This window comes from Novosphingobium sp. G106, assembly GCF_019075875.1.
In the GTDB taxonomy this organism is placed as follows: domain Bacteria; phylum Pseudomonadota; class Alphaproteobacteria; order Sphingomonadales; family Sphingomonadaceae; genus Novosphingobium.
Window position 1 is genome coordinate 94,454 of the sequence record NZ_JAHOOZ010000001.1, and the last position, 13,352, is coordinate 107,805.

The 13,352-nt window shown below is 64.4% G+C and carries 10 protein-coding genes and 1 pseudogene; 4 read left to right on the forward strand and 7 right to left on the reverse strand.

Annotated elements, in window-relative coordinates; genetic code table 11:
- Positions 1-123 precede the first annotated feature (123 nt).
- Positions 124-1,317, reverse strand: coding sequence for an MFS transporter (locus KRR38_RS00475; RefSeq protein WP_217397550.1), 1,194 nt, complete (start codon positions 1,315-1,317; stop codon positions 124-126).
- A 246-nt stretch (positions 1,318-1,563) separates the two neighbouring features.
- Here KRR38_RS00475 and KRR38_RS00480 point away from each other — a divergent pair, with 246 nt between their 5' ends.
- Together KRR38_RS00480 and KRR38_RS00485 are read left to right on the forward strand one after the other, a co-directional pair.
- Positions 1,564-3,312: a class I adenylate-forming enzyme family protein gene (locus KRR38_RS00480; protein WP_217397552.1), complete on the forward strand. Its 1,749-nt coding sequence runs from the start codon at positions 1,564-1,566 to the stop codon at positions 3,310-3,312.
- A gap of 5 nt (positions 3,313-3,317) precedes the next feature.
- Positions 3,318-4,202 carry a crotonase/enoyl-CoA hydratase family protein gene (locus KRR38_RS00485; RefSeq protein ID WP_217397554.1) on the forward strand — a complete coding sequence of 295 codons (885 nt, stop codon included), beginning with the start codon at positions 3,318-3,320 and terminating at the stop codon, positions 4,200-4,202.
- A gap of 67 nt (positions 4,203-4,269) precedes the next feature.
- Here KRR38_RS00485 and KRR38_RS00490 read toward each other — a convergent pair whose 3' ends face one another.
- From KRR38_RS00490 to KRR38_RS00515, 6 genes are all read right to left on the reverse strand, one after another.
- On the reverse strand, positions 4,270-5,148 hold the full coding sequence (locus KRR38_RS00490) for an LLM class F420-dependent oxidoreductase (protein ID WP_217397555.1): 879 nt from the start codon (positions 5,146-5,148) through the stop codon (positions 4,270-4,272).
- Positions 5,149-5,224: 76 nt separating this feature from the next.
- On the reverse strand, positions 5,225-6,268 hold the full coding sequence (locus KRR38_RS00495; RefSeq protein WP_217397558.1) for an acyl-CoA dehydrogenase family protein: 1,044 nt from the start codon (positions 6,266-6,268) through the stop codon (positions 5,225-5,227).
- A 6-nt stretch (positions 6,269-6,274) separates the two neighbouring features.
- Positions 6,275-7,420, reverse strand: coding sequence for an acyl-CoA dehydrogenase family protein (locus KRR38_RS00500; protein WP_217397560.1), 1,146 nt, complete (start codon positions 7,418-7,420; stop codon positions 6,275-6,277).
- On the reverse strand, positions 7,417-8,316 hold the full coding sequence (locus KRR38_RS00505; RefSeq protein ID WP_217397562.1) for an enoyl-CoA hydratase: 900 nt from the start codon (positions 8,314-8,316) through the stop codon (positions 7,417-7,419). The genes KRR38_RS00500 and KRR38_RS00505 overlap by 4 nt, the downstream gene beginning before the upstream one ends.
- Positions 8,313-10,403, reverse strand: coding sequence for an acetate--CoA ligase family protein (locus KRR38_RS00510; protein WP_217397564.1), 2,091 nt, complete (start codon positions 10,401-10,403; stop codon positions 8,313-8,315). Before KRR38_RS00510 ends, KRR38_RS00505 begins: the two co-directional genes overlap by 4 nt.
- A complete protein-coding gene (locus KRR38_RS00515) occupies positions 10,400-12,367 on the reverse strand; it encodes an NAD(P)/FAD-dependent oxidoreductase (RefSeq protein WP_217397566.1) in 1,968 nt (655 codons plus the stop codon). The genes KRR38_RS00510 and KRR38_RS00515 overlap by 4 nt, the downstream gene beginning before the upstream one ends.
- 274 nt (positions 12,368-12,641) lie before the next feature.
- Between KRR38_RS00515 and KRR38_RS00520 the strand changes: the two genes are divergently transcribed.
- Positions 12,642-13,073, forward strand: a complete 432-nt coding sequence (locus KRR38_RS00520) for a Zn-ribbon domain-containing OB-fold protein (RefSeq protein WP_217397568.1) — start codon at positions 12,642-12,644, stop codon at positions 13,071-13,073.
- A gap of 26 nt (positions 13,074-13,099) precedes the next feature.
- Positions 13,100-13,339: pseudogene (locus KRR38_RS37625) on the forward strand (thiolase family protein); the annotation flags it as partial.
- Positions 13,340-13,352: the final 13 nt, after the last annotated feature.

Here is a 13,352-nt window from a genome sequence, read left to right on the forward strand (position 1 = left end):
CATAAATATGGATCGGACAAATCGCGTGGTGGCGGACTGGCGAGATGGCAGCAATGACACGGGGCATGGTGAGCGGCGCCTTCCAGCCCGTTGCAGGCGCATCAAGTGGGATCAGCGTTCGTATCAAACCGACGATCCATACCGCTCCCTGTCTGGATAGGGGCCGAGCAGCAGGAACAGCAGCGCGGAAAACAGGCAGATTGGGATCGCCGCCCATAAGGCGTAAATGTACGAGCCGGTGGCATCGAAACTGGCGTTGAGGAGGATTGGGCCATTGCCCCCGGCAAGCCCGATGAAACCGCCGATCGTGCCGAACAGGAAACCGAAGTTCTCCACCTTGAAATATCGCGAAGTCAGGTAGGCTATGAGGTCCAACTCAGCGCCGAGCGAGAGCCCCAGGATCAGCACCGCGAGCGATGCTGCCAAAGTGGAACCAGGACACTGGATCAGGATCAGGATGCCGACAATCGGTAGTGTCACGCAGAAAGCTGCGAGGAAGCGGCCGCTCATTCGGTCGAGCAGCGTCCCGATCGCCAGACGCCCCGCAATTGAGGACAGGCCAAGCAGCGAGGCGATGCCGGCTGCCTGTCCGCGGGTGAGGCCATTGGAAGAGAGAAGCGGGACAAGGCTGACGCCCAGCGTCACGACAACTCCGGCAATACAGACGCCTGCTACCAGCAATTGGGGAAAACGGCGCGTCAGTAGGCCGCTTTGCCATAGCGATCGCGGAGGACCCGCAGTCGCTGGCGCTTCTGCCGGCGCTGATAGCCGTTGCCGGTCTTTCGCGCTGGAAAAGAAGAACCAGATCGGCGGTAGCGTCAACACCGCCCAAAAAGCGGCCAGACCCGCCCAGGCCATGCGCCAGCCGTAAGTCTCGATGAGGAAGTAGGTCAGCGGCGGGATGACGATCGCGGCGACGCTCGACCCGCAAAGAGTAACCGCCAGCGCGAATCCGCGACCAGAGTCGAAAAGACTGGTCACCGCCGCGGTCCACACCGATGGCTGGATCAATACGATGGCGAAAGCGATTGGCAGCCACAATGCCCGCCAGCCCCAGATGTTCGATCCGGTGAGGCCGAGCATAGCGGTTGATGCGCAAAGAGAGACGACCGCGGCGATGCCGAGGCGACGAGGTCCGATCTTGTCGACAAGCAGGCCGGTGAACGGTGCGCAGATCACCCCGGCGACCGAAGCGATTGCGTGGCCGGACATGGCCTGCGCCCGCGTCCAGCCGAACTCGTGCTGGAGCGGCTCTATGAACAGGCTGCTGGAGTAGGAAATGATGGTCGAAACCGCGACACCTGCGAAGGCAGCCATGACAACCTTCCAATTCTGCCGCCACTCGGCCGCGGCAGAGGCGTGGTGTCCTTGGGAGTCCTGGTAAACTGCCGACAAGATGTTTCTCCCAAGTCAAAATGCATTTCTTGCATTGCATAAAGGCAATGATGTAGCTTGTCTTGCGTCATGGTCGATCGAAGATGCAGGAGCCAAGTGGTCGGATGACCTTTCCTGTCTCATGCGCAATCGGAATTTGGCGCGGAGAGAAGGTCGGGAGAGTAGGCAATGTCGCAGGATTTGGCTGGTTTTGCAGGTGAGAGCGCAAATGCTCGGCCGGTCAACCTCAGGGACCCGCTGGCCGAGCGGATGCTCGGCCCGGGCGGTTCGCATACGCTCGAAACCGTTGATGTGGCGGGCTTTCCGCAGCAGGTGTTCAAGGGTGCGGCCCGCAACCTAGCCGGCCTCTACCGGCAGGGCATGGTCTTTGGCGATCGCCTGATGGTGGTGCAGGACGATTTGCAGCTGACCTATGCCGATGCCTTTGCCCGCGCCGCCGCGCTGGCCGACGCCTTGCGGCATCGGTTTGGCGTAACACATGGCACCAGGGTTGCCGTCGTGATGGGCAACCGTGCCGAATGGATCGTAAGCGTCCTGGCGATCACGGCGGTGGGCGGCGTCGCGGCCCTGGTCAACAGCCGCGGCGCGGCAGAGGAAATGTTGCGCGCCATTGCCACGGCGAGCTGCGAGTTGGCGATCCTTGATGCGGAGCGCGCCGCCATTGTCGCGGCCGAAAGACCAGATCCGGTGTGGCCGCGAATCGTCGTCGGCGCTGCGGCCGCCTCCTTGCGTCCCGGCAAGGACGGCGACTTTGGCGAATTGTCTGAACCGCGCCCGGAAATTGCTTTCGAGCCGAACGATCTCGGCCCGGAAGACGGTGGGATCATCCTGTTCACATCTGGCACCACCGGCTTTCCCAAGGGCGCGTTGCTGAGCCACGGTGCCTTGGCCCATTCGGTGTCGATCGCATGCTTCATGGGCCTCGTGCAGGACGCGCGCTATGAAGAGGAAACCGGCGAAGTCCTGCCGCCGGAACGCCGCTCGATGGCAACGCCTGCGGTGATCCTCGGGCCGATGTTCCACCTTTCCGGCATCATGCCAATCTTTCGGGCGATAAGCCTGGGCACGACGATTCACATCATGAGCAAGTGGAACGTCGATATCGCGTTTGATACGATCGAAAATGTTGGGATGAGCCGACTGTCCTTCGTCCCCGCCATGCTGTGGGACATGCTGCGGTCCCCGCGCGCCACGTCGGAGACGCTGGGCAAAGTAGCCTACATGGCCAATGGTGCGGCCTCGCTCAATCCAACGCTGCTAGCGGAAATCCGCGCACGCATGCCCAATTGCCTGTTGTCCAATACCTATGGGCAGACCGAGACGACAGCCTGGACCTGCTCGATCAGCGGTCAGGCCTATCTGGATAATCCCGCGTCGTGCGGCTGGGCCGCACCGACCATTCGGGTCAGCGTGCGCCGTGACGATGGTAGCGAGGCCGAAATCGGCGAGGCCGGCGAACTGTGGGTCAGCAGCGCCGGACTGATGAGCGAATACGTCGGCGATGCCAAATCCACTGCGGAAACTTTGCAAGAGGGCTGGCTCGCTTCGGGCGACGTGGCCATCGTCGATGCCAACGGTATCTTCACCATCGTCGACCGCAAGAAGAACATGGTCATCTCGGGCGGCGAGAACATCTACTGCGCCGAGGTCGAACGCGTGCTTTCCGATCACGCCGATGTGCGCGATTGCATCGCCTATGGCCAGCCAGACGAGCGCCTGGGCGAGCGGCTGGCGGCGACTTTAGTGGTTCCCTCGGGATCGGTGGTCAGCGAGGACGACATCAAGGCGCACTGCCGTAAGCATCTTGCCATCTACAAAGTGCCGCGCAGCGTCGTGCTGACCAGCGATCCGTTACCGCGCACCGCATCGGGAAAAGTCGATCGCGGCAAGTTCCTCAAGCAGCTTCACGGCAAGTAGATCCTGTGAGTTATGCATTCATCCGCTACCAGGTAGCCGACCAAGTCGCCCTGCTGACGCTGGCCCGGCCCGACAAGCTCAACGCGATCAGCGGCGCGATGGTCGCCGAACTGCGAGAGGCGCTGGAACGCGCCGATACCGACGATGATGTCCGCGTCCTCATCGTCACCGGGGAAGGCCGCGCCTTCTGCGCCGGGGCGGACATGTCGCGCGGGGCGGAAACCTTCAAGGCGCCGAAATCCGATGGCCTATTCGCTGCCGATGGCACGGCGGATTATGCCGCCGAAGCCGCGCGCGAGGTGGGCGGCATCTTCGCGCTTCAGCTCTATGCCATGACCAAGCCGGTGATCGCCGCAATCAACGGTGCGGCGGTAGGCATGGGGGCGACAATGATCCTGCCCATGGACATCCGCATCGCCAGCGAGGAGGCGCGCTTTGGCTTTGTTTTTGCCCGCCGCGGAATGGTGCCAGAAGTTGGATCGTCGTGGTTCCTGCCGCGAGTCGTCGGCATTGCCAAGTCGCTGGAATGGTGCCTGACCGGACGCCTGGTACCGGCAACCGAAGCACTGCGCGAGGGCCTGGTGAGCGCCGTCGTGCCAGCTGCCGATCTGTTGCCCGAAGCGCACCGAGTCGCGCGTGAAATCGCCGAGAATACAGCCCCGGTCGCCGTCGCACTAACACGGCAGATGTTGTGGCGCGGGCTGGGCATGAACCATCCCATGGAAGCGCACCGGATCGAAAGCCGCGGAACGCTTTCACGCGGTCGTAGCACGGATGCTGCTGAGGGTGTGGCCGCCTTCCTCGAAAAACGCGCGCCAGAATTCCCCGGCCGCGTGTCGACCGACATGCCCGACTACTATCCCTGGTGGGAAGACCCGAACTATTCGTGAAAGCGAAGTTCGGCTCGTCCTCGCAAGAGGTGGGGCCTGACGGAAACCCGCCCGATCGCCAAATGCATCAGATCAGGGCTTGTGCGAGCGTTCGCCATGCCGGCCGCAACGCACCGATATCGGCGATCCCCGGGCGAGGACCGACCACCTGCAGGCAGACATGGTCGGCGCCGGCGGCAAAATGGGCGCTAACCCGTTCGGCAATCCTGTCCGCACCGCCCCAAGCGAACAGGGCATCGACGAGCCGGTCGCTGGTATCGGCGATATCGGCCTCGGAAAAACCCAGGCGCCGCCAGCTGTTCGCATAGTTCGCAAGCTGGCCATAGCCTTTGACATAGGGCCGCGCGATATCGCGCGCGCGCGCCGGATCGGTTTCCAGCACGACACCTTGTTCTGGCGCCAGCAGGGGGCCGATGCCCAGCGCTTCGCGCGCGATGGCCGTGTGTTCCGGCGTCACCAGATAAGGATGCGCGCCGGCGGTCCGGTCACGGGCCAGTTCGAGCATTTTTGGCCCCAGCGCAGCAAGGCAGATCCCGTCAGCGGACAATCCTTCGCCCGAAAGTTTCGCCAGATAGTCCTTCATGGCGCTGAGCGGCTTGCGATAGGCGTCGCCGACGGTGGCACCGTGGCTGACGCCAAGGCCGAGCAGGAAGCGCGCGCGATGGTCCTCGGACAGTTCGCGCCACCAGTTGGCGACATCGTGCGGATCATGCATCCAAATGTTGAGAATGCCGGTGGCAATGGTCGCGGTCTTCGTGGCGGACAGAAGTCGGCTGACGTCTTTCAGAAGATCCCCGCCCATGGCCCCAGGTATCCATAGAGCGCCGTAGCCAAGATCGTCGAGTTCGCCTGCCGCGTCGTTGATCTCACCTGGGTCGCCCTGACGTAGCTCCATCGACCATATGCCGATTCGTCCCAGTCGCGAGGCAGTGGCCTGGTGGGTCATGGTTTCTGTTGTCCGATTTCACGAAGCATCATGGGACCTGAGTTTCGCATCAGTTCCCCGGGCATCGTGGCTAGGGTCATGGGATGGGTGATCCGGCCACTTCGCTGGCGAAAGCGAACTCCGGCCCGGTCGGCAGAGTCCGCATGCGGTCGATCACCTGTGCCCTGTGTCCGGCCGGCGTTCCGAAAGCGGTCTTGAGCGCGAGAGCGCGCTTGAGGAAGAAGTGGACGTCGACTTCCCAGGTCATGCCCATGGCACCGTGGACTTGCACGGCGGTGCGGGCCGCGAGGTCGGCCGCTTCGGCAGCGGCAAGCTTGGCGTGGGCGACGCGTGCCTTCGCCGCGACGTTTCCTCGCGACAGCTCCGCCGCAGCGGCGTGGACCACCGGCCGGGCGAACTCGATCTTCACTTGCGCGGTTGCGAGGAGGTGCTTGACCGCCTGGTAGCTGCCGATCGGTTTGCCGAACTGGTGGCGATCCTTGGCATAGGCGACCGCCATGTCGATGCAGCGCTGGCCGAGGCCGAGCATCTGCGCCGCTGCGAGGACGGCGCCGCGTTCGGCGGCATCGCCCCAAGTGCTGCCGACGCGGGTTTTGTCCGAGGGCGTCCACTTGACGCGGAACAGGCGGCGGAAGGGATCGAAGCTTTCCGCGCGCGTCAGCGCGACGGCATCGCGTTCGACCAGATGCAATTCGTCGCCATGGCCGAGCAACAAGGCGGCGGCGCTGTCGGCATCCGCGACGAAGGGATTGGCGGGATGGCCGATGGCGACGATCTCGCCCGACAGAACACGCGCGAGCCAGCCCTTGTCGTCTTTCAGACCGGCCAGCAGCGGCACGGCAATGCCCGCCTGCTCGACCAGCGGTTCGGGCAACGCAACATAGCCGGCCGCCTCGGCAATGCCGACCAAATCGATCAGGCCGAGCCCGAGGCCGCCCTTGTCCTCCGGGGCACAGATGCCGGGCAGTCCCATGTCGACGATCGTCTGCCAGCGTATATTGTCCAGCGTCTCGCCACTCGCCAGCAGGCGGCGCAGGTCGGCAGGAGTGCAGCTTTCGACCAGCATCTCGCTCGCGGCTTCGGTGATCGCGAGCTGGTCCTCGGTGAAGGCGAAATGCATGGCGCTCTAGCCTTTCGGCAGTCCGAGCATGCGCTCGGCGATGATGTTGCGCTGGATCTCATTCGAGCCGGCGTAGATCGGGCCCGCAAGCGCGAAGATGTAGTAGTCGAGCCAGCGTTCGGGATCGCCATCCACCAGTTCGGCGCGCGCTCCCAGGATGTCGAGCGCCGTCTGGGACAGCGCCATGTCCATCTCGGACCAGAAGATCTTGTTGGTCGAGCTTTCGGGCCCGATCGTGCCGCCGGCCGCGAGCCGCGAGCACATGGCATAGATCGCCAGCGCATAGGCGTCGGCGTCCATCCAGCTCTGCGCGACGCGTTCGGCGATCGAGGCTGGCAGGTCTTCCTTGTGGCGTTCGTACAGCGCAATCAGCTTGGCTGCGGCGTGCTGGTAGCGCGCCGGCGAGCGCAGCAGCAGCCCCCGCTCGAACCCGGCGGTGGCCATGCAGACTTTCCAGCCTTCGCCTTCGCCGCCAAGCCGGTCGGCCACGGGGACGCGGACGTTGTCGAGAAAGATCTCGGCGAAGACCTTCTCGCCGTCCATGCGCTCGATCGCGCGGCGGGTGATGCCGGGCGCGTCGAGCGGGAACAGGATCAGGCTCATGCCCTTGTGGCGTTCGCTGCCCGGTTCGCGGAACAGGCCGAAGGCCCAGTCCGCGAAGACCGCGCGGCTCGACCAGATCTTCTGGCCGTTGAGGACGTAGTGGTCGCCGTCACGCGTGCAGGTCGAGCGCACGCCGGCGAGATCGCTGCCCGCGCCGGGTTCTGACCAGGCCTGGGCCCAGATCACGTCGCCAGCGGCCATCGAGGGCAGGAAGCGCTGCTTCTGCTCTTCGGTGCCGAATTCCATCATCGTCGGGCCGAGCAGGAAGATGCCGTTCTGGTTGACCCGGGTCGGCGCTTCGGCGCGGTAGTATTCCTCCTCGAAGATCAGCCAGCGGATCAGGTCGAGCCCACGACCGCCGAGTTCCTCAGGCCAGGTGACCATGCCCCAGCGGCCATCGCTCAGCTTGCGCTCCCAGTCGCGATGCGCCTCGAAGCCTTCACGCGTGAGGTCGAACGAGGGCAGGCGCTCCTTGGGGACGTTAGCTTCCATCCAGTCGCGCACTTCCTGGCGGAAGGCGCGCTGTTCGGCCGTATACTCGAGGTTCACTCGCCAGCCGCTTTCTTGTTCGCCGCCGCCGCCGCCTTGCCGCTCATGCCGCCGATCGAACTGCCAGTGACCAGATCGTTCTGGGCATGGGCGAAGTGGTGCATGTGGAACACGGCGTCCATCGCCGAGCGCTTGCCGCGCAGTTCCTCGACGTGGTTGACCGCCTGCTTGGTCAGCCAGTTGCCGAGGCGGCCCTGGCCGGCGAGCTTGGTCGCCCAGGCTTCGGTTGCCGCGCGCAATTCCTCGCGCGGGACCACCTTGTTGACCATGCCGAACTGTTCGGCGCGTTGCGCGGTCATGCGCTCACCCAGCAGCAGGAATTCCTTGGCGACGCGCGGCGGCAGTTCATAGGCGTGGGCGAAGTATTCGACGCCCGGGATGCCCATCAGCGGGTTCACGGGATCCTGGAAGAAAGCGTCCTCGCTGGCGACGATCAGATCGCAAACCCAGGCGAGCATCAGCCCGCCGGCGATGCAGGCGCCCTGGACCATGGCGATGGTCGGCTTGGGCACGTCGCGCCAGCGGCGGCACATGCCGAGGTATTGCTCCTGCTCGCGGGTGTAGAGCAGCTCGGCCGCGGGCTTGTTGGTATGGCCGGGCAGTATCTCGCGCTTGTCGAACTCGTGGTGCAGGTCGCGCCCCGGGGTGCCGATGTCGTGGCCGGCGGAGAAGTGCTTGCCGTTCCCCGCCAAGACGATGCAGCGCACGGCGTCGTCGTTGGTCGCACGGCGGAAGGCATCGTCGAGCGCATAGGTCATCTGCCCGTTTTGGGCATTGTTGAACTGCGGCCGGTTCATCGTGATCCAGGCGATGCCATCCGCCACTTCATAGAGGATCGGCTCGTCGGTTTCGTAGACGATGTCGACCTCTTGCGGGGTCACCAGGTCGTCGCTCATGCCAGTTCCTCCTCTTGGCTGGCGACCGCATTCAGCAGCACCAGCGCATCGACCGCAACGGCGCCCTTTCCTTCGGGCAGCACCAGCAGCGGATTGATCTCCACTTCGCGCAGCCGCTCTCCGCCAGCCAGCACGGCCTCGCCCAGCGCGGCGATAGCTTTGGCGGCAGCAGCGACGTCGGCCTTCGGCGAGCCGCGGTAGCCGTCGAGCAGCTCGAAGCCCTTGAGGCTGCGCAACATGGCCTCGGCCTCGCCGGCATCGACCGGCAACAGGCTGTGGCAGGCGTCCTGCATCAGCTCGGTCCAGACCCCGCCGAGCCCGACGGTCAGCATCCACCCGAACACCGGATCGCGGGTGACGCCGGCCAGAATCTCGACCCCGCCCTGGAGCATCGGCTCGAGCGTGACGCCTTCGATATGGACGCCGGCCATCGAACGAGCCTTGGCCGCCATCGTGTCGAAAGCGTCGGCTACGGCATCGGCGTTTTGAAGGCCGAGGCGGATGAGGCCGTGTTCGGTCTTGTGCGCGACGTCGGGGCTGACCAGCTTGGCAACCAGCGGGTAGCCGATCTTCTCGGCGGCTGCACGGGCCTCAGCGGCGCTGTGCACCAGGACATCATGCACAACGGGCACGCCGAAGGCGGCAAGCGCGTCTTTGCCTTCGGTCTCGGACAACGCGCTGCGGTCGGCGGGGAGGGCGGGCCAACTAGCCTTGGATGTCGGCGCGCTAGCATTCTTGCCGCCGGCCTTCTTCCATTGACCATAGGCAGCGATGGCACGGGCCGCGCGGTCGAAGTCCTCGAAATAGCCTATTCCCGCCGCCGCGAGCCGGTCACGGTCGGCCATGGCGAAGGTATCGATCACGACGATCGCCTTGCCGCTCGCCGCCGCCGCCTTTTCGACCTGGTCGAGCGCGAGGAAGGCGCCCGGCGTGTAGAGCAGCAGCAGGTCGATCTCGTCGGGGCTTAGCGCCAGGCGAATGCACTCGCTGAGGAAGTCGTTCGAATTGACCACGTTACCCGTCATGTCGATAGGGTTGGAGACCATCGAATGGCCCGGGATCTGCTCGCTGAGTGCGCGCTGCACGGCATCCGGCAGCGTCGGCACCTCGGCACCATTCAGCGCCAGCGCATCGGCGAGGATTGCTCCGGCCGCGCCCGAAATCGACAGGATCGCACAGTTGCTGCCACCGATCCTGCCGCCGAGGCTGTGCAGGTAGGCGAGATCCGCCAGCACCGACAGCTCGCTCGCCCGCGCGACGCCGGCCCGCGTGAAGGCGGCATCGTACGCGGCCGAATCCCCCGCCAGAGCGGCGGTGTGCGACCGCGTCGCCTCGGCGCCCTTTTCGGAGGCACCGACCTTGTAGACGGCCAGCAGCTTGCCTGCCTCGCGGAACCGGGCAGCGGCGGCGAGGAACTTCGGGCCATTGCGCAGTTCTTCGATGTAACAGAGCGCCGAGGTCGTGTTGGGATCGCCGGAAAGGTTGTCGAGATAGTCGCTGAGCTCGACGCTGGCCTCGTTGCCCGTGTTGATCACCTGGCTGAAGGTCACGCCCGCGCGCCGGGCGATGCGGAACACGGTCGCGCACATGTTGCCGCTCTGGGTGACGAGCGCCGTGTTGCCAGCCGCCTCACCTGGCTGGAAAGACTGGCCGAAGGTGGTGAAGACCGCCTGGTTGAAGTTGGCATTGCCCATACAGTTGGGGCCGGCAACTTTCATCCCGGTGCGCTGCGCGAAGGCGGCCAGTTCCGCCTGCTTGGCTGCTCCTTCCGGCTCGCCCGTCTCGGCATAGCCCGAGGCGAAGACAATGGCCGCCGGGATGCCGAGCGCGTGGCAGCGTTCGAGATAGGGCAGGGTGGTCTCGGCCGAGAGCGCGACGATCACGAGGTCGACGACTTCGGGAACGTCCTCGATGTCCTTGTAGGCGGCAAGCCCCTGGATCGTCTCGTTCTTGGGATTGACCGGATAGAGCCTTTCGAAGCCCGCGCGCTTCAACAGATCCACCGGCACGCCGCCGATCCGCTTGGGATTGTCGGACGCGCCGACGACGGCGATCGAGCGCGGGCTGAGGAGGGGGTCGAGGCTCACGCGTTCACCTTGGCATCTTTTGGGGCGGTCTTGATGTCGTAGTCCGCGGGATCGAACGCTGCGGTCATGTTGCGATAGCGCGAAAGCGGCCAGGGGTTGTTCGTCACCACGCGGCCCGACTTGTTGCGATACCAGTTGTTCACGCCTGGATGTGACCAGACAAGCTGTTCGTGCTCGGCGTCGAACTCCGCCTGATAGGCGTCGAAAGGTTCGCGGCGAACGTCGAGGCTGCCAGCCTCGCGCTCGATCAGCTCGCGCAGGGCCAGCATGGTGTATCGGACCTGGCATTCGGAATTGAATACCGCGCTGCCGCCATGTCCGCCGTTCGTGCCCGGGCCATAGAGAATGAACAGGTTGGGGAATTCGGGCACGGTGATCCCGAGGTGTGCGCGCGGATCATCGTCGCCCCAGTGATCGCGGAGCGACCCGTTGGTGCCGACGATCTCCATCGGGAACAGCGGTGTCTGCGCCTTGAAGCCCGTCGCCAGGACCACGACGTCCGCGCGATGCTCGACTCCGTCCTTGTCGACGACGCCAGTCGCGATGATCTTCTGCACCGGGCCCGTGACCAGCTCGACATTGTCGCGGGTCAGCGTGCTGAACCATTTGCTGTCGCGCAGCATGCGCTTGCCGTAGGGCGGAAAAGACGGCGTGACTTTGGCGAGCAGTTCCTCGTCACCGTTCAGCTCGGCGCGCATTTCCGCGATTAACTGTTCGCGGATCGCCTTGTTGAAGGCGTTGAGTGAGGTCTCCGGTTCGGGCCAGTTCGGATCCCTCCGCAAGTGGGGCAGCATACCGTCCGACGTTGCGTAGAGGAGCTGGAAGCGCCACCACTTGGTGTAGAATGGGACGTGCTCCAGCCCCCATTTGAGGCCGTCGCTCACCTCGGCGAAGAGCAGAGGGTTCTTGCGCGCCCAGTGCGGCGAGCGCTGGAAGATGGTCAGATGGCCGACCTTGGGCGCGATCGACGGGCCGAGTTGCATGCCGCTCGCGCCGGTGCCGATCTGCACGACGCGCTTGCCGGTGAGGTCGACGCCGTGATCCCAGCGCGCCGAATGAAACATCGGGCCCTTGAAGTCTTCAAGGCCCGGGATTGGCGGGATCGACGGGCGGTTGAGCAGGCCGGTGCCGCTGACCAGCACGTTGACCTTCATCTCGTATTGGGTGCCGTCCTTGCGCCGGATCGTGACGGCCCAGAGCTGGCTTTCCTCGTCCCAGACGGCGCGGACGACCTCCTGCTCGAAACGCATGTAATCGGCCACGCCGGACTCGCGGTAGACGGTCCGGATGTAGTTGATGATCTCCGGACCCTGCGCGAAATAATGGTCCCAGTCGGACGAGGTGCGGAACGAGTAAGAATAGAAGTGGTTGGGCGTGTCGACCGCGACGCCCGGATAGGAGTTCTCGTACCAGGTGCCGCCGACGTCGTCGTTCTTCTCGATGACGGTGAAGGGGATGCCGGCTTCCTTGAGCTTGATCGCCATGGCGAGGCCTGAATAGCCCGAGCCGATCACCAGCACGTGATAGCGGTCCATCACTTCGCGCGAGACGGGCTTGCGCCAGGGGACGGACTTGGCATCCGCCTTGTCGAAGTTGAGCTCTTCGAGGACCATCGGCAGGTATTCGGGCGGAACGGCCTGACCGACGGCGACGTCGCACATATGCTGGAGGCGATCTAAGTCGGGCGCCGGTGGCAGCGGGCGATCGTTCTCCGCATAGTCCTTGAACGTCGCGATCACCTTTTCGCGCAGTTCGGCCTGGAGCGCTTCAGGCACGTCGACCTCAAAACTCCAGGCCCCATTGATATGGGGATGAAACTTTTCGAGCAGCGACTCGTCGCCCGAAAGGTGCGTGTACACCAGCAGCAAGGGCACCGGATCGAGCGCGGCGAGATGTGCATCCAAGAGCTGCGGTTCATTGGCGACGAGGTCCTTCAGCGCCTGCAAGTCGGGATTGCTTGTCATTCCGATCCAGCTCTCGAAGTGGGGCGGCGCGTGAATCCGGCCCGCAGTTTCCTATTCCAGTCGCGTTGCTGCTTGTCAGGACGTTCGCGTCGGCAGCGGCAAGCTGGTGTGCATCGCTGCCCTAGCTGTAAACGAAAATATTGCAATAGGTCGTATTCATTCTTTACTCGCATCGTCGCTGCGCTATGACAATGCACGCTTCTCGCGACTGACCATGGATCAGATGAAGTTTCCTGCAATGAGGGTTGGGCCGGGTGCGCCGAGGAGAGATGACTTGACGGCAGATAGCATGGTGGCGCCGAAGCCCGGCAGTAGCGTGATCCGCATCGGTGCGGGCGGCCGCCCCTCGATCGAAGGGTTTCGTTGCGGTGACTGCGGCGCGGTCGTTACCGAACAGACCATGGCCTGCCGCAGTTGCGCTAGTCGCACTGCCCCGGAGGCATTTCGCGCGGCCAATACCGGCAAGGTCCATAGCTGGTCGGTGGTCCATCGCTCCTATCCGGGCATCGCGGTGCCCTTCGTTTCGGCGATCGTCGATCTCGATGACGGCCTGACACTCAAGGGCACGCTGCGCGGCGTCGATCCGGCGGCCGTGCGGCAGGGAATGCCGGTCGGGCTGGTGTTCGACGATGCCGGCGGCGCGCGCGACAAGGAAGGCGTGCCCTACGTCGGGTTCCACTTCGTGCCCCAGGGAGATGTGCAATGAGCGACGTCTATATCGTCGGCGCCGACATGATCGCCTTCGGGCGCTATCCCGACAGAACCTATTACCAGCTCGGCGCCGAAGCATCGCTCAAAGCTCTCGACGACGCTGGGCTGTCGATCAAGGATATCGGCGCGGTCTATGCCTCGTCGTGCTTCAATGCGCAGTCGATGCTCGGGCAGAAGGTGCTCAAGGAGATCGGCCAGACCGGGGTGCCCTGCATCAACGTCTCCAATGCCTGCGCCTCGGGTGCAACTGCGGTGCGCGAGGCGTTCATCGGCA

Coding starts and splice junctions, on each gene's coding strand:
- KRR38_RS00515 (WP_217397566.1), bottom strand. CDS start 12,367: ATGACAAGCAATCCCGACTTGCAGGCGCTGAAGGACCTCGTCGCCAAT.
- KRR38_RS00495 (WP_217397558.1), bottom strand. CDS start 6,268: ATGCATTTCGCCTTCACCGAGGACCAGCTCGCGATCACCGAAGCCGCG.
- KRR38_RS00475 (WP_217397550.1), bottom strand. CDS start 1,317: ATGGCTGCCTTCGCAGGTGTCGCGGTTTCGACCATCATTTCCTACTCC.
- KRR38_RS00490 (WP_217397555.1), bottom strand. CDS start 5,148: ATGACCCACCAGGCCACTGCCTCGCGACTGGGACGAATCGGCATATGG.
- KRR38_RS00480 (WP_217397552.1), top strand. CDS start 1,564: ATGTCGCAGGATTTGGCTGGTTTTGCAGGTGAGAGCGCAAATGCTCGG.
- KRR38_RS00505 (WP_217397562.1), bottom strand. CDS start 8,316: ATGAGCGACGACCTGGTGACCCCGCAAGAGGTCGACATCGTCTACGAA.